General features: G+C 63.1%; 16 protein-coding genes. 10 read left to right on the top strand and 6 right to left on the bottom strand.

The annotated features are described in order from the left end of the window. Nucleotides 1–419: 419 nt before the first annotated feature. Genes V6M61_RS01605 through V6M61_RS01595 form a run of 3 tightly spaced genes read left to right on the top strand, consistent with a single transcriptional unit; the run spans nt 420 to nt 5,676 of the window. The gene (locus V6M61_RS01605; RefSeq protein WP_332774802.1) at nt 420–1,535 is read left to right on the top strand and encodes an ABC transporter substrate-binding protein; all 1,116 of its coding nucleotides are present in this window, start codon (nt 420–422) and stop codon (nt 1,533–1,535) included. Beyond that, on the top strand, nt 1,532–2,029 hold the full coding sequence (locus V6M61_RS01600; RefSeq protein ID WP_332774801.1) for a (2Fe-2S)-binding protein: 498 nt from the start codon (nt 1,532–1,534) through the stop codon (nt 2,027–2,029). Before V6M61_RS01605 ends, V6M61_RS01600 begins: the two co-directional genes overlap by 4 nt. Beyond that, nucleotides 2,026–5,676 carry a molybdopterin cofactor-binding domain-containing protein gene (locus V6M61_RS01595; protein WP_332774800.1) on the top strand — a complete coding sequence of 1,217 codons (3,651 nt, stop codon included), beginning with the start codon at nt 2,026–2,028 and terminating at the stop codon, nt 5,674–5,676. The genes V6M61_RS01600 and V6M61_RS01595 overlap by 4 nt, the downstream gene beginning before the upstream one ends. 27 nt (nt 5,677–5,703) lie before the next feature. Here V6M61_RS01595 and V6M61_RS01590 read toward each other — a convergent pair whose 3' ends face one another. The 3 genes from V6M61_RS01590 to V6M61_RS01580 are packed head-to-tail and all read right to left on the bottom strand — an operon-like array spanning nt 5,704 to nt 9,587. Beyond that, nucleotides 5,704–7,134 (bottom strand): aldehyde dehydrogenase family protein, encoded by a 1,431-nt coding sequence (locus tag V6M61_RS01590; protein WP_332774799.1) that lies wholly within the window; start codon nt 7,132–7,134, stop codon nt 5,704–5,706. 45 nt (nt 7,135–7,179) lie between these two features. Then, nucleotides 7,180–8,391, bottom strand: a complete 1,212-nt coding sequence (locus tag V6M61_RS01585) for a CaiB/BaiF CoA transferase family protein (protein WP_332774798.1) — start codon at nt 8,389–8,391, stop codon at nt 7,180–7,182. A 5-nt stretch (nt 8,392–8,396) separates the two neighbouring features. After that, nucleotides 8,397–9,587: an acyl-CoA dehydrogenase gene (locus V6M61_RS01580; protein WP_332774797.1), complete on the bottom strand. Its 1,191-nt coding sequence runs from the start codon at nt 9,585–9,587 to the stop codon at nt 8,397–8,399. Between the two features lie 188 nt (nt 9,588–9,775). On the opposite strand from V6M61_RS01580, the gene V6M61_RS01575 reads away from it, so the two are divergent. Continuing rightward, the gene (locus V6M61_RS01575; protein WP_332774796.1) at nt 9,776–10,681 is read left to right on the top strand and encodes a LysR substrate-binding domain-containing protein; all 906 of its coding nucleotides are present in this window, start codon (nt 9,776–9,778) and stop codon (nt 10,679–10,681) included. 100 nt (nt 10,682–10,781) lie between these two features. Then, nucleotides 10,782–11,846, top strand: a complete 1,065-nt coding sequence (locus V6M61_RS01570; protein WP_332774795.1) for a DUF6352 family protein — start codon at nt 10,782–10,784, stop codon at nt 11,844–11,846. Between the two features lie 80 nt (nt 11,847–11,926). Here the strand turns inward: V6M61_RS01570 and V6M61_RS01565 are convergent, their stop codons facing one another. Beyond that, on the bottom strand, nt 11,927–12,238 hold the full coding sequence (locus V6M61_RS01565) for a cupin domain-containing protein (protein ID WP_332774794.1): 312 nt from the start codon (nt 12,236–12,238) through the stop codon (nt 11,927–11,929). 323 nt (nt 12,239–12,561) lie between these two features. On the opposite strand from V6M61_RS01565, the gene V6M61_RS01560 reads away from it, so the two are divergent. From V6M61_RS01560 to V6M61_RS01540, 5 genes are all read left to right on the top strand, one after another. Continuing rightward, nucleotides 12,562–13,536, top strand: coding sequence for a Bug family tripartite tricarboxylate transporter substrate binding protein (locus V6M61_RS01560; RefSeq protein WP_332774793.1), 975 nt, complete (start codon nt 12,562–12,564; stop codon nt 13,534–13,536). A 194-nt stretch (nt 13,537–13,730) separates the two neighbouring features. After that, the gene (locus V6M61_RS01555; protein ID WP_332774792.1) at nt 13,731–14,471 is read left to right on the top strand and encodes a GntR family transcriptional regulator; all 741 of its coding nucleotides are present in this window, start codon (nt 13,731–13,733) and stop codon (nt 14,469–14,471) included. A 19-nt stretch (nt 14,472–14,490) separates the two neighbouring features. After that, complete coding sequence (locus V6M61_RS01550; RefSeq protein WP_442957715.1) at nt 14,491–15,528, top strand: tripartite tricarboxylate transporter substrate binding protein; 1,038 nt, start codon at nt 14,491–14,493, stop codon at nt 15,526–15,528. A gap of 5 nt (nt 15,529–15,533) precedes the next feature. Beyond that, the gene (locus V6M61_RS01545; protein WP_332774791.1) at nt 15,534–16,370 is read left to right on the top strand and encodes an amidohydrolase family protein; all 837 of its coding nucleotides are present in this window, start codon (nt 15,534–15,536) and stop codon (nt 16,368–16,370) included. Nucleotides 16,371–16,444: 74 nt separating this feature from the next. Then, complete coding sequence (locus V6M61_RS01540; protein ID WP_332774790.1) at nt 16,445–16,609, top strand: hypothetical protein; 165 nt, start codon at nt 16,445–16,447, stop codon at nt 16,607–16,609. Between the two features lie 566 nt (nt 16,610–17,175). On the opposite strand, the gene V6M61_RS01535 is transcribed toward V6M61_RS01540, so the two are convergent. Both V6M61_RS01535 and V6M61_RS01530 read right to left on the bottom strand, forming a co-directional pair. Continuing rightward, nucleotides 17,176–18,249 (bottom strand): Gfo/Idh/MocA family protein, encoded by a 1,074-nt coding sequence (locus V6M61_RS01535; RefSeq protein WP_332774789.1) that lies wholly within the window; start codon nt 18,247–18,249, stop codon nt 17,176–17,178. Between the two features lie 10 nt (nt 18,250–18,259). Continuing rightward, nucleotides 18,260–19,126 (bottom strand): sugar phosphate isomerase/epimerase family protein, encoded by an 867-nt coding sequence (locus V6M61_RS01530; protein ID WP_332774788.1) that lies wholly within the window; start codon nt 19,124–19,126, stop codon nt 18,260–18,262. Between the last annotated feature and the right edge of the window lie 5 nt (nt 19,127–19,131).

Below are 19,131 nucleotides of genomic sequence, written 5' to 3'. Positions count from 1 at the left end.
TGGAGATAGGTCGCCACCGTTTCGGTGGCCCAAAGAGTTGGGGCCGCGTTAGCGACCCCGTTTAGCCGCTTTGAGCGGCTCACAAAATTGAAAGCCCCCGGCTTTGCCGGGGGATGGTTACTACTCCGACCCAGAAATATCGAAACATGAAAGCGCGCCTTCGCACCCATGCCGTCGTTGCAAATCCGCGCCATAGCTACGGCTATGGCTGTGGTTTGCGCCTAGCCCTGGGCACGAATGCATCACTTTCATTGTGTTCCGATACCTCTGTGTCGAAGTACTAGGCGTCTGAACCACGACGCGCCCGACTGAAAAAGCAGTCCTTCAACGCGCAGGCAAATCACTGCATGAACATTGGTTAAAAACAAATGCTAAACCTCATGAACATGATGTCGCGAGCGGCCCGGTGGAATTGGGTGATGTTTGTCCTGGCCCTGGTCGCCGTATTTCCTGTCCACGCCGAGCCCGGCGTGAGCGACACGGCGATTGCGGTCGGGCAATCGGCGGTATTTAGCGGGCCGGTTGCCGCGACCGGAAACAACTACCGGCGCGGTATCGAACTCTACTTCGAGCAGGCCAACAAGGCCGGCGGCGTGCACGGGCGCAAACTGCAGCTGACGGCCCTTGACGACGCCTACGATCCCAAACGCACGGTCGAGAACACCAGGCTTCTCATCGAACAAAACAAGGTGTTTGCACTGATCGGCTATGTAGCCACGGCCAATTTGATTGCGGCCATGCCGGTCGCCGAGGAGGCGAAGGTCCCGATGTTTGCGCCCTTGGTGGGCACGACTTCCATCCGGCTCAAGCACAACCGTTATCTCTTTCACGTCAGGGCGAGCTACAGAACCGAACTGGCCCGGATTACCCAGCAGCTGGCCGTGGTCGGCAACGACAAGGTGGCCGTGGTTTACCAGGACAGTGTCTTTGGCAAGTCCAACCTGGACACCCTGCTCGAGCTCATCAAGGCCGAGAAGCTTCAGGTCGTCAAAACCATTCCCATGGCCATTGCAGCGACCAGTGCGGCCGACATCGCAGCGCAAATCAAGGAAGCCTCACCCAACGTCATCATCATGATCATGGCGGGCACGATGACGGAAGTTTTGATCAGGGATGTGCGTGCTGCCGGCCTGGGCGCGCCGCTTTACACCATCTCGGTCGGCGTGGCTGACGCCAAAGCCTCGGCCGCCCGCTTGAACGGCGCCTTGCGCGGCGTCATCACGGCCAGCATCGTCCCCTCGCCGACGCTGGAGCGTTACGGCATCGTCAAGGAGTACCGCAAGGCGCTGGGCACGTCGGCAGGGTCGGGCGACAACTACACCGTGCTGGAGGGTTATATTGTGGCCAAGGCCTTTGTCGAAGGTCTGCGCCGCGCCGGGCGCGCTCTGACCCGCGAAAATTTCGTTGCTGCGCTGGAAGGTTTCGGCAATCTGGATCTGGGCGACTTCCGGGTCGACTACGGCCCGAAAAACCACAACGGCTCCAGCTTCGTGGAGCTTGAGATGTACACCGCAGCCGGCAATTTGATTCGATGACATCCCAGGTCGTGACTCTTAGCGTCAACCAGGTGAAGCGCACGCTGGCTGTTTCAGAGCAGGCTTCCCTGCTTGAGGTGCTGCGCAACGACCTGGAACTCAACAGTCCCAAATATGGCTGTGGCTTGGGCGAGTGCGGCGCCTGCACCGTACTGGTTGACGGCGTAGCGGCACGCGCCTGCGTGATTCCGGCCTGCGGGGTGGCCGGCCGGGAAATCACCACGCTGGAGGGTCTGGGTTCGCTGTCGGCCCTGCACCCGGTCCAGCAAGCCTTCATTGACGAACAGGCCGCCCAGTGCGGCTACTGCCTGAGCGGCATGATCATGATGACCGCGGCGCTGCTGGCGCGCCACCCCGATCCGAGCGAAGACGAGATACGCCGCGAGCTGTCGGGCAATCTGTGCCGCTGCGGCACCCATCTGGAGATTGTGAAGGCCGTGCGGCGCGCAGCGGAGCTCATGGCGCAAAACCTTTCGCGCGGGGGAACGGCATGATCCGCCGCGCCGACACGCCGCTCACGCGTGCTGATTTTCACGCCGCTGCGGGGGTACTGCTCGTGACCCGCGAGCCGCCGCCCGCAGCACCCGCAGTCAACGGCCAACCTGCGCTGGTGAGCGCCAATCCGCTGGAAGGTGTCGAGATACTGATTGCCGTGTGGGATGACGGCAGCGTGACGGCCTTGAATGGCCATGTGGACCTCGGCACCGGTATCCGTACCGCGCTGGCCCAGATTGTGGCGGAGGAGCTCGACGTCACGCTGGACAGCGTCAACATGGTGCTGGGCGACACGACCCGTGCGCCGAACCAGGGGGCCACCATTGCCAGCGCGTCGATACAGATTCACGCGGTGCCGTTGCGGGCCGCGGCGGCGCAGGCGCGCGCCTGGCTGCTCGCGCGTGCTGCCGAGCGGCTGCAGGTGGACGGGGCCGCGCTGGGCGTGCGCGATGGCATCGTCCGCGTGAACGGTAGCGACGCCAGATCGGTTGCTTACGGGCCCTTGCTGGCACTGCAGCACGTGGAACTTTCCCTGGCGCTGGACACGCCGCTGAAAGCCCCGGAAGACCACCGGATTGTCGGCACCAGCACCGCGCGGGTTGATATCCCGGCCAAGGCGACCGGCGCGCTGACCTTTGTGCACGACATGCGCGTTGCGGGCATGCTGCACGGTCGGGTCGTGCGCCCGCCTTATGCCGGTGCGGACCATGGCGATTTCATCGGCAACACGCTGGAGTCGGTGGACGAGTCGTCGATTGCGCATATTCCGGGTATTCGCACGGTGGTCGTGATTCGCGACTTCGTCGGCATTGTCGCGGAGCGCGAGGAGCACGCCGAACAGGCCCTGCGCGAGTTGCGTGTGTTGTGGAAGCCCTGGCCAGGTCTGACCAACCTCGATAACCTTGAGCATGCGATTCGCAACAATCCGGCGACGCAGCGCAAGCTCATCGACGAGGGGGACGTGGACGCCGCAATCTCGGGCGCGGCACAGGCCATGGCGCGCAACTATGTCTGGCCCTACCAGATGCACGGCTCCATCGGGCCTTCCTGCGCGGTCGCCGACTGGCAACAGGACCGCATGACGGTATGGGCCGGAACCCAGAACCCCCATGTGCTGCGGGCCGACCTGTCGCGCCTGACGGGGCTTGCAGATGTCAACATCGACGTCATCCGCATGGAAGCTGCCGGCTGCTACGGGCGAAACTGTGCCGACGATGTCGCCGCTGACGCCGCCTTGCTGTCGCGTGCCGTCGGCGCTCCGGTGCGCGTGCAGCTGACCCGCGAACAGGAACATGCGTGGGAGCCCAAGGGTGCGGCCCAGCTCATGCAGGTCAATGGCGGACTGAACGAAGACGGTTCGGTCGCAGCGTATGACTTTCAGACCTCGTACCCGTCAAACGGCGCCCCCACATTGGCGCTGTTGCTCACCAGAACCATAGAGCCGGTGGCGCAGGCTTATGAAATGGGCGACCGCACCGCCCGCCCGCCGTACGACTACGACAACCTGCGCGTCACCGTCAACGATATGCCGCCCATGCTGCGCGCCTCGTGGCTGCGCGGGGTCTCTGCGCTGCCCAACTCGTTTGCGCACGAGTCTTATATCGACGAACTGGCCACCGCTGCTGGCGTTGATCCGGTGGAGTTTCGCCTGCGTTACCTGACAGAGCCGCGCGCCGCCGAGCTGCTACGCGCAACCGCTGAGCGGGCTGGCTGGATGGTTCATACGCAGCCGCAGCAACAAGCCCTGCGGCAAGGAGAGGCGGCAGACATCGTGCACGGCCAGGGCGTCGCCTATGCCCGCTATATGCACAGCAAATGGCCGGGGTTTGGCGCCGCGTGGGCCGCCTGGGTCGCCGATGTCGAGGTCAACCGCAAAACGGGTGAGGTTCATGTCAGGCGCGTCGTGGTGGGGCATGATGCCGGCACCCTGATCAACCCTGCCGGGGTCCAGCACCAGATCCACGGCAATGTGGTGCAGACCACCAGCCGCGCCCTGACCGAGCAGGTCACCTTGAGCCCGAAAACCAATACCGTGGCCAGCCTGGAATGGGGCGCATACCCCATACTGAGTTTCAGGGACGTGCCGGTGATTGAGGTCGTGACCATGGCGCGCCCCGGCGAGCCCCCGCTGGGTGCCGGCGAATCGGCCTCGGTGCCGGGCACTGCGGCCATCGCCAATGCGATCTTTGACGCCACCGGCGTGCGCTTTCGCCAGCCGCCGTTTACACCGGAGGTGGTGCGTGCCGCGCTCAACCCTTCACCGGACAGTGAGCCAGTGGCCTTACCCGCATTGCAAAGGCCCCGGCTCCTGGCCCGTCCGCCGCAAGATGCGGCATGGCCCAAAGGGCTGGGCTGGTGGTCCAGGACGGGCGCATTGCTGGCCGGTGTCTTGGGTGTGGCTGCGGCGCTGGTGGGCTGGCGCTCGGCAATTGCGCCTGTGCTGCCCAGTGGCGCGTCCATTTACACGGCGGCCACGATAGAGCGGGGCCGCCAGCTGGCTGCCGCGGGCGATTGTGTGGTGTGCCATACGGCGCCGGGCGGCATCCCCAATGCCGGCGGACGGGCCATGGACACCCCTTTCGGCAAGATAGTCACGACCAACCTTACACCCGATGCCGATACCGGAATAGGGCTGTGGTCGTTCAGCGCCTTCCAGCGGGCCATGCGTGAGGGCATTTCGCGCGACGGCCACCATCTGTACCCGGCCTTTCCTTACACGGCATTCGCCAAAACCAGCGACGAGGACTTGACCGCGCTGTATGCCTATTTGATGGCCCAGCCTGCTGTGCGCTCAGAGCCACCGCCCACCCGACTGGCCTTTCCCTACAACGTGCGCCCTTTGATGGCGGGCTGGAATGCCTTGTTCAACGATCCGGCCCCGTACCAGGCGAATCCGACCCAAACAGTTGAATGGAACCGCGGCGCCTACCTGGTCAACGGCCTGGGCCATTGCGGCGCCTGCCATACACCGCGCAATGCTTTCGGCGCCGAGCGCGGCGGCAAAGCCTTCTTGAGCGGCGCCATGGTCGATGGCTGGGAAGCACCGGCACTGACAGCGCTGTCGCGTGCGCCCGTGCCCTGGACCTCTGAAGAGTTGTACCGATACCTTCGCCAGGGCCATACCGAGCAGCACGGCATCGCTGCCGGGCCGATGGGGCCTGTGGTCAAGGAGCTGTCCATATTGCCCGACGCGGACATCCGGGCGATGGCCACCTACCTGGCGTCTTACAACGAGCCGGTGTCCGAGCCGGAGAGCGCCGAGCGCGCCAGGCAGGTGGTCCTGTCCGCACAGAAGTCTGCTGGCGGTTTGCTGGGCCCGGGCCAGCGCTTGTTCAATGGCGCTTGCGCATCCTGTCACCACGACGGGGATGGGCCCAAGCTGCTGGGTGTGAACGTACCGCTGGCCCTCAACAGCAAGCTGCACAGCGAGCGGCCTGACAATTTGATTCGCGTGATCCTCAATGGAATTCGTTCTCCCGCTACAGCGGACATCGGCTTCATGCCGGCATTTCGCCATAGCTTGGACGACACTCAAATTGAAGCGCTGGCCACCTACATGCGCAAGCGCTATGCGCCGGCAGAGCCTGTGTGGCGCGATTTGCCGGGGGCGGTGTCGCGCCTGCGCGGCGCTGCGGATGAGCATTAGGGAACCAGTCCCAGGCCCGGCAGGCTTCTAGCTCGCGGTGTAGGCGGTTTTCACGATGGTGAAGAACTCAGCCGCGTAACGGCCCTGCTCCCGTGAGCCGTAGCTGGAGCCCTTGCGTCCCCCAAACGGAACGTGGTAGTCCACGCCCGCCGTGGGCGCATTGACCATGACCATGCCCGCTTCGGCGAAACGTTTGAAGTGGGTCGCGTGTTTCAGCGAGCTCGTGCACAGCCCTGCCGAAAGGCCAAACTCGGTGTCGTTGGCCAGTGCCAGGGCCTCTTCATAGTTGTCGGCCGCGATCACGCAGGCCACCGGGCCAAAAATTTCCTCGCGGGCAATGCGCATGGACGCTTCGGTGTCGACGAACAGCGCGGGTTCGAAATAAAAGCCTTCGGTCTCGCGTTTGAGGGCCACACCACCGTGAACCAAGCGCGCGCCTTCCTGTTTGCCTATCTCCACGTAGGCCATGTCTTGCGCCAGCTGGGATGCGTCAACCACCGGCCCGATATTGGTGTCCGGCCTCCTCGCATCACCCACGCGCAAGGTCCGCAGTTTCGCGACCAGGCTCTCTACAAATTGAGGAAGAATGGCGCGCTCCACGATCAGCCGGCTGGAAGCGGTGCAGCGTTGTCCGGTTGAATAGTAGGAGCCCTGAACCGCACAATTGACTGCTACGGCCAAGTCTGCGTCGGCGAGCACAATGAGCGGGTTTTTCCCGCCCATTTCCAGCTGTACTTTGGCCAGGCGTCCGGTCGCCGCGGCCATGACCTGACGGCCGACGCCTGCCGAGCCGGTGAAGGTGATGGCGTCGACGTCCGGATGGTTGATCAGCGTCTGACCGACAAGGCTGCCCGGGCCCATGACCAGGTTGAAGACACCTTCGGGCAATCCGGCCCGGCTGATGATCTCGGCGAGCGCCCAGGCCGAGCCGGGCACGAGGTCGGCCGGTTTGAAAACCACGCAGTTGCCGTAAGCCAGCGCCGGGGCGATTTTCCAGGCCGGTATGGCGATCGGGAAGTTCCACGGTGTGATGATGCCCACCACACCGACGGGCTCCCGGGTGATTTCCACGTACAGGCCGGGGCGCACCGAGGGCAGCCGCTCGCCGCTTTGGCGCACCACCTCACCGGCGAAAAACCGGAAGATCTGCCCGGCACGGACGACCTCACCGATGGCCTCGGGCAGCGACTTGCCTTCCTCCCGCGCCAGCAGGTTGCCCAGCTCGTCCTTGCGCAGCAGGAGCTCGGCGGCGATTTTCTCCAGTGCCGCTGCGCGCGCTTCAATAGCGCCGGTGGACCAGGCCGGGAAGGCCTTGCGCGCGGCCGCGATGGCGATCTCGGTTTGCAGCACATCGGCGTGTGCGTACTCGTCCAGCACATCGCTGATGTCGGAAGGGTTGATGTTGGGTTTGGCGCTGGCGCCGGCCAGCCATTCACCGGCAATGTAGTTCGGTTTCATCTTGAATTGCCCTGTCGAAAAAAGTCAGCGTCGGCTGAGCGTGTGTCAAGGCGCACTGGCCTTGCCCAGCCATTGCGCCAGCACCTCGGCCGTGTGTTGACCCAGCGTAGGGGGTGGCGTGCGGTAGCTCACCGGCGAGCCGGAGAGGCGAATCGGGTTGGCGACCAAGGGCACGCTGCCGGCCAGCGGATGGTCCATGTCAATGTGCAGGCCGCGCGCGCGCACCTGCGGGTCGGCGAATACCTCATCAATCCGGTTGATCGGACCGCAAGGCACACCGGCGGCTTCAAGGGCCGCAATCCAGTCGGCCGAGGTCCGCGATACCGTGGCCTGGCGCAGCAGGGGTACCAGGACGGCGCGATGGGCCACGCGCTGGGGGTTGGTGGAAAAGCGCTCGTCGTTTGCCCATTCGGGGTGGCTGGCGACGGCACAAAATCTGGCGAACTGCTCGTCATTGCCAACGGCCAGGATGATGTCGCCGTCGGCCGTGGGAAAGTCCTGGTAGGGCACGATATTCGGATGGGCGTTGCCCATGCGGCGCGGTACTTGCTGGCCGGCCAGGTAGTTGGAGGCCTGATTCGCCAGGCAGGCGATCTGCACGTCCAGCAGGGCCAGGTCAATGTGCTGGCCGAGCCCGGACTTCTCGCGCTCAGCCAGAGCCGCCTGCACGGCAATGGTGGCGTACAGCCCCGTCATGATGTCGGTCAGGGCTACGCCGACTTTTTGCGGTCCGGCGCCGGGCTCGCCGTCAGGGCGTCCGGTCACGCTCATCAGGCCGCCCATGCCCTGGATCAGGAAGTCGTAACCGGCGCGCGCCGCGTAAGGGCCGGTTTGACCGAAGCCGGTGATCGAGCAATACACGAGGCGCGGGTTGGCCTCTTTCAGGCTGGCGTAGTCCAGCCCGTAACGTTTCAATCCGCCGACCTTGAAGTTCTCCAGCACGACGTCGGCGCTTTGCGCCAGGGCGCGCACCTGCGCTTGCCCCTCAGGGGTGGCGATGTCAATGGCGACCGAACGCTTGTTGCGGTTGGCGCAAAGAAAATAGGTGGCTTCGCCGGTGTCCCGACCCGATGCGTCCTTCAAATAGGGCGGCCCCCAGGCGCGGGTGTCGTCACCACCCTGCGGCTTCTCGACCTTCACGACATCGGCACCCAGGTCGGCCAGGAGCTGCCCGGCCCAGGGGCCTGCCAGCACGCGTGACAAATCCAGCACGCGAATGCCGGTCAACGGCGGCGGGCGAACAGCGGGCGTAGTCATCTGCTTCAAGAGAACGCTGCGATGCCGGTGATCGCGCGGCCGATGATCAATGCATGAACGTCGTGCGTGCCTTCGTAGGTGTTGACGACTTCCAGGTTGACCAGGTGGCGTGCGACGCCGAACTCATCGCTGATGCCGTTGCCGCCCAGCATGTCGCGCGCGGCGCGGGCGATATCGAGTGCCTTGCCGCAGGAGTTGCGCTTCATGATCGACGTGATCTCGACGGCGGCGGTGCCCTCGTCTTTCATGCGCCCAAGGCGCAGGCAACCCTGAAGCCCGAGCGCGATCTCGACTTCCATGTCCGCGAGTTTTTTCTGGACCAACTGATTGGCTGCCAGCGGACGGCCGAACTGCTTGCGGTCCAGGGTGTACTGGCGTGCTTTGTGGAAGCAGTCCTCGGCCGCGCCCAGTGCGCCCCAGGCGATGCCGTAGCGGGCTGAATTGAGGCAGGTAAATGGGCCTTTCAGGCCACGCACCTCGGGAAAGGCGTTTTCTTCGGGGCAGAACACAGAATCCATCACGATTTCGCCGGTGATCGACGCGCGCAGGCCCACTTTGCCGTGAATGGCCGGGGCGCTCAGGCCCTTGCCGCCTTTTTCCAGGATGAAACCGCGAATGGCGCCTTCGTCGTCCTTGGCCCAGACGACAAACACATCGGCGATGGGGCTGTTGGTGATCCACATCTTGCTGCCGGTCAGCGAGTAGCCGCCGGGCACTTTGCGCGCACGCGTGATCATGCTGCCGGGGTCGGAGCCGTGGTTGGGCTCGGTCAGGCCGAAACAGCCAATCCATTCGCCGGTGGCGAGCTTGGGCAGGTATTTCTGCTTTTGGGCTTCGGAGCCGAACTCGTTGATAGGCACCATCACCAGCGAGGACTGCACGCTCATCATCGAGCGGTAGCCGGAGTCGACGCGCTCGACCTCGCGCGCGACCAGGCCATAACAGACGTAGTTCAACCCGGCGCCGCCATAGGCCTCGGGAATGGTGCTGCCGAGCAGACCCAGCGCTCCCATCTCCCGGAAAATCGCGGCGTCGGTGCGTTCATGGCGAAAGGCCTCCAGCACGCGCGGCGCCAGGCGTTCCTGGCAATAGGCCTGGGCGCTGCCCTGCACCATGCGTTCGTCGTCCGTCAGTTGCTGGTCCAGCAGCAAGGGGTCAGCCCAGTGAAAGCTGGCTTTTTTCCCGGCGTGAGTCATCGAAATCTCCAAAGGGGTGATGGGTGCACTGTGTGCGGAAATCGCAATCCAGGTGCATGGCCAATCTCAAAGTTCATGGAGAATACGATGAGGAAGCGGTTCTGCGCAATCGATTATTTGGCACACTATTGTGCAAAAATGGAACTCCGAAAACCGCCCTTACCTTATCCTTATGGCAGGAGCCATTCATGCGACGCAAGATTCCTTCAACCACGGCACTCGCGCTGTTTGAATCCGCCGCGCGCCATCAAAGCTTCACCCACGCAGCGCAGGAACATTCGGTCACCCAAAGCGCGGTCTGCCGGCAGATTGCCGGCCTGGAGGATTTCCTCAACGTCAAGCTGTTCCGGCGAACCAAACGCGGCGTCTTGCTCACCGAGGCAGGCGCCAATTACGCCCGCAATGTGCGCGCCCGCCTGGATGATGTCGAGCGCGATACGCTGGAACTGATGGCCAAGGGCGGCGCGGGCGGCGCGCTGGAGCTGGGCGTTGTTCCCACTTTCGCCGCCAAGTGGCTCGTCCCCCGCCTGGGCAGCTTTCACAGCCAGTACCCCGATATCGCGGTCCATCTGTCGTCGCGCACGCGGCCCTTCCTGTTTGCCGATACCGCGCTGGACGCGGCGATTTGCGCGGGTGAAGCCGGCTGGCCCGGCACCGAGTCCTGCTTTCTGATGGACGAAAGCATCGTCGCCGTCGGCAGCCCGGCGCTGGTCAAACCCCGCCGCACGCTGAAAGCAGCGGATTTTGCCAAGCTGCCGCTGCTTCAAATGAGCACCCGTCCTTACGCCTGGCGGCAATGGTTTGCGTCCCTGGGTCTCACGGTCGAGAACGACCTGGCCGGCGCCCGCATGGAGCTGTTTTCCATGAGCACTGAAGCGGCCATCCACGGTCAGGGCCTGGCCCTGATCCCGCGCTTTCTGATTGAAGATGATTTGGCGCAAGGCCGCCTGGTACCGCTGATCCAGCATGAGTTCCTGAGCGATCGCCGCTACTACCTCATCTACCCTGAGCAAAAATCTGACAACACGGCGCTTGCCTTGTTCAGGGCCTGGCTGGATGGCGAGGCGACCCGTTACCGCAATGATTCCTCATGAAAATGGCCTTGACCCCATATCTAACGGGCGTAGATAGCTATCAAATTGATAGTTAATTGCGCAGGCTGCGCAGGCTGTGCAGTATGAGACGATTGCCTCCATGCAAAATTTCTGGACTTCCAGCGGTTATAGCCAGCTTCAGCGCACGGCGCGGGGCTGGCTGGCGCCCACCGACGATTACCTGCGCCTGTTTTTGAGCCGCCCCGAGCTGGCGCTGCTGCCCGAGTCTTGCGCTGCCGAGCACGCGCTGCATGAAGCTTTGCTGGCTTCGCCGTCCCGTCCGGTGGCCCAGACTCAATTGCAGGCCCTGCAAGACGGCGACGCCCGCGAAAGCTACAGCCTGTTTTTGCGCTTTCGCGATGGCCTGCTGGACGCCGGCACGCTGGAGGCTTATTACCTGAACTTGTTCCGTAGCGGCAGCATCACCATCCCCCCGCTGTTCATCGATCTGATCGCCCAGGCCATCCTGCGCAACGTTCTCGACGACGCGGCTGACGCGTATGAAGTGCGCGCCGGTGAAATGCTGTTTCGCCGCCAGCGCATCTCCACGCAGGACGGGCAGGTGCTCGCTGGCGACCGCGATGTGATCGACATGCTCAACGAAACCAGCGGTTTGGGTGATTTCGGGCGGTTTCTGGCCGAAGCCAAGGCCCCGCTGCGCAGCATCGACATGCAGGTGCTGACCGACGAGAACGCGCACGACTACTGGCAAGCCAGCAACAGGCACAGCTTCCTGCTCGATTTGACGCACGAAGTCAGCAAGGACCTCAGCCACGGCCTGGTTTTCACGATGACGCGTGCAAGGTCAGGCCTCAAGGCGCTGGCCCGGGTGCTGGAAAAGTGGGTGCAACATCTGCTGGGCGTCGCCGTCAGCATCAAGCCGCTGCAAAAGGTCGATGACGCGGCCTGGCGCTGGCATGTGGGGCTGGACGTGGAGGCCACCGTGCTGCTCAATGATTTGTACGAAGGCAAACCGGTAGAGCCCGAGCGCATGCAGCGTCTGCTCAGCCTGTTCCGGCTGGACTTTGCCAACCCGCAGGAGATGCGCGCCGACGTGGCGGGCAAGCCGGTTTATCTGGGCTTGATGATGAATGCTGAAGGTGTGCTCAGGCTGAAGCCGCAGAACTTGCTGCTGAATTTGCCGTTGGCCGGATCGATCCAGTGACGGACGGCGGCGCGCGTCGCTTCATGAGAGGCAGTGCGGGGGAGTTGTAAACGGCTGTGACAGCCAGCATGGGCGCCGCGCTAAACGCTGCCTGCCATCTCCACCACCAGTATTCGTGCCTCCCCCACCGGCCGCGCGACATGCATGGTGCCTGCGCTGGCAAAGAAAATGTCGCCGGCTTCCAGCATGACGGAGCATCTCCCGCCCGCGTCATGGTAGTGCATGTCAACCCGGCCATCGAGCACGGCAAACACTTCCTCGCCATCGTTGACATGCCACTTGTAGGGCTGGTCCGTCCAGTGAAGCCGTGTGGTGATGCCGTTCATGTTCGCGATGTCCATGGCGCCCCAGGCGCGGCCGGCCGTGAACTCCTTGCTGCGGATGATTTTCAACACACACCTCCGGTGGTCTTTCTGGATGGGTGCACCAGGCGGTGCTGCAAGCCGTGATGTTCACTTTTCACCAGGGCCCAGTCCAATGAAATCGGGGTGCACCATTGATGCGCTTTGCGCATGGTTCACGCGTTCATTGCCGAATTTCAAGCGCCTGGCCATCGCCAAGCAAGAAGCCGGTGCTCGCGGATCAAGGCTAAGAGCAGGCTCTAAAGGGCAGGTGGGTGATACAGGCCGGCGAATAAAATCTGGGCCACATGACACGGGCTGCGCTGCCCTTTGGCGGCGACCTTCACGCCCGGTTCACCCCAGGAGACGACACGATGCTCAGAAAAATTCTTTCCTTCACGATGGTTGCGCTGGCCATGACGGCGGCGCAGGCCCAAACCCCGGCGCCAGCCTACCCGGCCAAGCCCGTGCGCATGATCGTGCCCTTCCCGCCGGGCGGCGGCACCGACATCCTGTCGCGTCTGGTGGCCAGCAAGCTCACCGAGGTCAGCAAATGGAATGTGGTGCCCGACAACCGCGCGGGCGCCGGCGGCACCATCGGCATTAGCGAGGCCGTACGCGCCGCGCCCACCGGCTACGAGATGGTGATGGGGCAAAAAGACAACATGGTGGTCGCGCCCTGGCTGTACAAAAACCTGAGCTACGACCCGACCAAGGACCTGGTGGCGGTGGCGCATGTGGCTTACACCCCGGTGGTGATCGTCACGAACACCAATTCGCGCTTCAAGTCGCTGGGCGATGTGGTTGCGGCTGCGCGCGCGACCCCGGACACGATCACTTACGGGTCACCCGGCAACGGCACCACCATTCACCTGGCCGGTGAGATTTTCAAGACCGCCGCCAACATCAAGATGAGGCATGTCCCCTACAAAGGCTCCAACCCGGCCCTGATGGATGTGCTGGCGGGCAACGTGGACCTGATGGTGTCTTCCTTGCCCTCGGCCATGGCCCAAATCAAGGCCGGCAAGCTGCGTCCGCTGGCGGTCACGTCGGCCCGTCGCAGTACCTCGCTGCCCGATGTACCCACGGTGGCTGAGCTGGGCTACAAGGACTTTGATGTCAGCACCTGGTATGGGCTGTTCATGCCGGCCGCCACGCCCAAGGACATCGTGGCCACGGTGCATGCCGAGGTCAACAAGCTGCTGGCGATGCCGGAAGTCAAAGCGGCAATTCACGCGCAAGGGGCCGAGACACAGAACATGACGACCGAGCAATTTTCCAGTTTGCTGAAAACCGACTACCAGAAGTGGCGCGGCATTGTGCAGGCGTCCGGCGCGACCATCGAGTAAGCAGCGCAAGTCGCAATGCCTTTTGCACAGGCGGCGCGCCGTGCGCCGTCCTTGCTCTTTTTGTTGTTGACCCTTGCTGCAGGCGGGCTTGGCCCCGCCTGCAGAGCCTGACAAGTTCTTCGTAGGTGGAAACCCCGAGAAATACCTTTGCCAATTCATGACATGATCTAGTCATCTATAGGACTAGATCAATCATGGCGATTCCTTCCCTGACCGTGGTGCCCGCCGAACCGGGCCAAAGCCGTTATGCGGCGCTGGCCGCGGCCTTGCGCGCCCGGGTGGTGGCGGGGGAGTGGCCACCGGGCAGCGCCTTGCCAGCCGAGCAGACCCTCGCCGCCGAACACGGCGTGGCGCTGGGTACGCTGCGCCGGGCGCTGGAATTGCTGGCAGACCAAGGGCTGATTGAGCGCATTCACGGGCGCGGCACCTTTGTGCGGTCAGGCTTGACGGGCGCCACCATGATGCGGTTTTTCCGCTTTGGCGAGGGGACGGGCGAGGTGCCCGCCTCACGCATCGTGTCGCGCCAGACGCTGGTCGCACCTGCCGAGGTGGCGCGCCGCTTGGGGTTGGCACGCGGTGACACCGCCTTGCGCCTGCTGCGGGTTCGTTCTTTCGCGGGCCAGCCTGGCGTCTATGAAGAAATCTGGCTGCCACTGGCGCTCTTTGCTGAGCTGGCCGATGGCGACACCGGTGCCTGGGGCGATTTGCTCTACCCCCTGTTTGCCGAGCGTTGCGGTGTCCATGTGCACCGCGCGGTGGATGAAATTGCCTTTGGTGCCCTCACGGCGGCGCAGGGCCGGCACCTTGCATTGCCTGCGGGCCACCCGTGCGCGCTGGTCACCCGCAATGCGTATGACCTGGCGGGTCATTGTGTCGAAGTGCGCTTCACGCGGGGCGACGCCCATGCCTTTCACTACACCGTCACGATCACCTGAAACCTCGAAGGACCCCACCATGAAGCCGATCCAAACCTCTGAACACATCACCCACATCACTCCAATCAACCCCGGCAACCTGTCGCGCAGGCGAATGCTGCAGGCCACCGCCGCGAGCGTTGCGGCCCCCTGGACGCTGGCGCGAGCCGCCGGCCAGATTGCGGGCGGCAAAACCATCACGCTGGTGGTGTCCTATGCGGCAGGCGGCGGTGCCGACTTGATGGCACGCCTGATTGCCCCGAAACTGGCTGAAGCCCTGGGGCAGACTGTGGTGGTCGACAACAAGCCCGGCGCCAGCGGCCAGATTGCGGCGGGACAGGTGGCGCGGGCCACGCCTGACGGTGCCCAGTTGCTGTTGGATGCCTCGTCTTTTGCGGTGAATCCGGCGCTCTTTCCCAAACTGCCCTATGACTCAGACAAGGCCTTCACGCCGCTGGCTGTGTTGGCACTGTTTCCCAATGTGCTGGTGTGTACGCCCGGTTTTGAAGCCAAGAACGTGAAGGACCTGATCCGGATGGCCAAGGCCAAACCGGGGCATATTTCGTACGCGTCATCGGGCAATGGGTCGGCCCAGCATTTGGCGGGGGCTCTGTTTGAAGACCGCGCCGGTGTCAGCCTGGTTCATGTGCCTTACCGTGGCGGCGGACCCGCCATGAACGATGTCATGGCGGGCCAGGTACCACTGTTTTTTGCCAATGTAGCGTCTTCGCTGGGGCAGATTCAGTCGGGCCGCCTGCGTCCGCTGGCGGTGACGAGCCGCCGCCGCACGCGCGCCTTGCCCGACATCCCGACCATAAAAGAAGCCGGTGTTCCCGCATATGAGGTGCTGGAATGGAACCCGGTATTGGCACCCGCCGGAATGGACCCCAACGTTAAAACCACTCTGGTGGCTGCCTTGCGCAAAGCAATGGCAGACCCCGAGGTGCTGGGCCGCATCCGTGCCTTGAGCGGCGAGGTGTTTCCTGACGGTCCGGAGGGTTTGGTGCCCGCTTTTCTCAAGGCACAGCAGGCACAGTGGGGGCGGGTTGTGCGCGACCGCAAAATCACGGTAGGTTGATATCAATGCCCGGTGATGTTGTAGGGGTGCTTGCATCGGGCTGGGATAGCCATGTCCATGTGTTTGACGGTGACGCCAGCGTGGCGCCTGGCCACTACAAGCCGGTGCACCGGCCGCTGGCCGACATCGAGACGCTGGCACAGGGTCATGGCGTTGGTCATCTGGTGCTGGTGCAGCCCAGTGTTTATGGCACCGACAACACGGTGCTCCTGCATGCCTTGCAGTCCAGTCAGGGGCGGCACCGCGGTGTCGTGGTGCTTGACCCATCGGTCAGTGACGCGGCGCTGCAGGACATGCATGCGCTGGGGGTGCGGGGCGTGCGCTTTAACCTGGTTTCACCGGTGGGTGACAGCCTGAATGGGCTGAACGGCCAGGACACGCTGAACAGCTTTCATGCGCTGGCGCCTCGCCTGCATGCACTCGGCTGGCACGTGCAGTGGTACGCCCGCCCGGAGGATTTGTCCGCCATCGCGGGCCTGCATGCCACCAACCCGGTGCCCGCCGTGCTTGATCACCTGGCGGGCCTGCATGCGGGCCTGCCCTCAGGCCATGCGGCCTGGCAGTCGTTGGCGCAACTGGCGGAGCAGGGCGCCTGGGTCAAGCTGTCGGGCTGGTACCGCTTGCGTGCCGCATCGCCTTATGAGGCACTGGATGATTCGATCCGGAAAGTGGCGCAGCTGTTTGAACGGCGCATGGTCTGGGGCTCGGACTGGCCGCACACGGCTTTCGCACCGGATGCCATGCCGGCTTACGCGAGTACGTGGGCGCCCGTGGCGCGTGCCCTGTCTGCGGCGCAAAAAAGCCATGCATGGGAGCGGGCGCCCTCGATGCTGTATGCCTGAGCGGCTCCTGGCGCGGCAACGGGCGTGGAGTGGCTTAAAATCACGGGTTAAGCCATTTTTAACCGGAGTCTTCCATGTCTAAAAAAATCAGAGTCGAAGCCGACATCTGCGCCCCCAAGCCAATCCCTCCCAAGGGCTACACCCTGACTTCTGGCCGTGGCCAAAAAATCAGCCTTGAGCGCGGCACGGCAACCCGCAGCAAGAAGAACCCCGGCAAGCGCGCCAAAAAGGGCGGCTAAGCCCTGATGCCATTGGGCAGCCTGATCCCAGGCTGCCGTCACCCGGATACCCTGGCTTCGCGCAGGGGCCGGGTTCGTCGGGCAGGGGTGTTGCGGCCGTGGGCCTGAGCCCTCGTGACCATTCGACAAGCCCCCGCATCCTGACTCGCCGTATTCCAGCAGCCCTTGCCTGCATACCGGCCAAAGTACAAATCGCTCATTTCAAGAACCAAATCGGCCTCTAGCCCATAGTTGGTGAGCGCAAGCAATGGAATGGACGCCCCCACCCTAAACGGTATTGCGATGTGCCAAAGTGGAGCTGCGTAGCAACCACTTATAGATGTTTCCGTAACTCATGACACCACACCGTTCGGGCTGAGCCTGGCCTGAGCTTGTCGAAGTGTCGAAGCCCAACGACCAAGTTCAGGGCGAACGGTAGCGAAGTGCCCGATGCAGTCGCCTTGAAACGCTTGGCCGAACATGAAAAGCTGCCGCTCCGACTGTCGATGGCCAACATGAAACGACCTGAACAGCGCTTGCGCAATACCGGCTTGACGCTGCGCGTAGTGCTTCCGATGCAAAGGGATTCAGGCAGCCAGCGGCTCGATGGTCTGCGTTGTACCTTGCTCAACCGCTCGCCGTATCGCTGCCACAACGCATAAGTTAATGGTTGCATCCAGCAATGACACGATGGGTAACTCCTCGCTGCGAATTATTTTTGCGAAGTGCTTCAATTGGCAGAGAAAAGGATCTGCGCGCTGTGCGGGATGTGACTCCACAACAAACGGCGCAGCCCACCCTTGTGAAGAGTCGGCGCTGCGCCACAGTTGCATGGAAGGCACGGACAACGAACCGGCAGTGCCAGTGATGAAATAGCAGTCTTCGTTCTGGCAGGTGAAATTGGAGTTTTCGCCGGAGGTTAAATCCCAGGACCAGGGGCTGACAGCAGCGTCCGAGAGGCTGATGGTCACCAGGGCACCGCTGTCAAAAGACAGAACCACAGCCGCCGTGTCTTCCACAGCGTGTCCTCTCGTCCGATTGCTGGCCATGGCTTGAACCCGAACGACATCGCCACAGGCGGGTTGCAAGATGTATCGCAACGAATCGAGGTCATGAATTCCGTTGATGATCAATGGCCCGCCACCGGGTTCCGTGCGCCATGCCTGCTGGAAATAGCTGTCGGGTTTGCGTACAAAATAATGACCATGCGCGGCCACAATGCGTCCCAGAAGTCCCTGCTCAACCACCTTGCGGGCAGCGCTCAGAATGGGGTTGTGCCGGCGATGGTGACCCACCAGCACTGGGACGTTGCGGCTGCGCGCTGCCGCCGCCATCTGCAGGGCGCTGGCAACCGTGTCTGAAACCGGCTTTTCGACCAGCACTGGAATGTTGTTCCCGACGCATGTCAGCACACCGGCAAGATGCAAGGCATTGGGCGTGGCAAGAAGAACACCGTCAATCTGACTTTGCTTGAACAGGGTTTCCAGATCTGGATACCACGGAACCCCCTTCTCGCGCGCCAGGTCTGTACAAGCTGGCGCGGGATCGACGATGGCCCCAAGCCGAATGGTTGAAGCCAGCTCTGGCCCGGATAACAGCTCAATGTGCTTACGCCCAATGGCCCCTGCGCCAACCACGGCGATGCGTAGTCCCTCAGCCATGCCAACTCCTTTAAGTAGCTTCGACGGCCCTCTTGAGGTAGGCCAGACTGCGTATCAAGGCGAGTTCCTCGTCCTGCTGACCGTCGCGATACGAAGGATGCAGGTAGTCGATTTCTACCGCCAGCAAACCCGTGTAGTGCGCGTCACGCAGCACATCAAGAATCTCTGGAAGTTCCACCAGGCCTTGTCCCAGGGGCACGCTGGGCCAGGTCTTGAAGAGCGCGGGATCTCCGCGCTGGGGCAGCACGTCCTTGATATGGGTGGCCTTGATATAAGGGGCCAGCTTCCGGGCAACAGACACCGGATGCTCGAACATGCGCAGGTTGTTGGCGGTGTCAAAACAGACACCCAGCCAGGGCGAATCCAGCGTTGTCATCAGGTCCAGCATTTCATCGGCCAGCAAATCAATGTGGTTTTCGATCGCCATCACAACGCCGTGCTGCTCGGCGGATGCCAGCAAGGGTGTGAGCAAATGGACCAGCCCGCGTTTGTGCTCGGCCCACGAGGCGGGGCGCGTGCGGCGGCCGCCCGCGCAAATGCGCATCACCGAACTGCCCAGTTTTTCGGCAACGGCCAAATGCCGTTTCAGATCCAGTGCAGCCTCCGCATTGGTGCCGGAGCAAAGCCCATTCGGGTGACCCCAGGCCCAGACCCGTTCGAGCTTGCGCGCATCCAGTTCAATGCGAAGACGCTCTATCAGGCCCGGCTCGTCAAACGCAATGAAGCAAGACTCCAGTGACACGCCCGCCACGCCCATGCTCTGGGCTTTGTCCAGAAAGTCCCAGACGCTGATGCGGCTTCCGGGATCCTGTTCAAGGCCCGCGTAATGTTCGCCAAAGTAGCGGTGATAGCAATAGGAATCAATGGCGATCTGCATGGTGA

This window comes from Polaromonas sp., from assembly GCF_036676035.1.
Lineage (GTDB): Bacteria > Pseudomonadota > Gammaproteobacteria > Burkholderiales > Burkholderiaceae_C > Polaromonas.
Note: the sequence above shows the minus strand (reverse complement) of the source record. Positions and strands in the feature narration are given on the sequence as shown.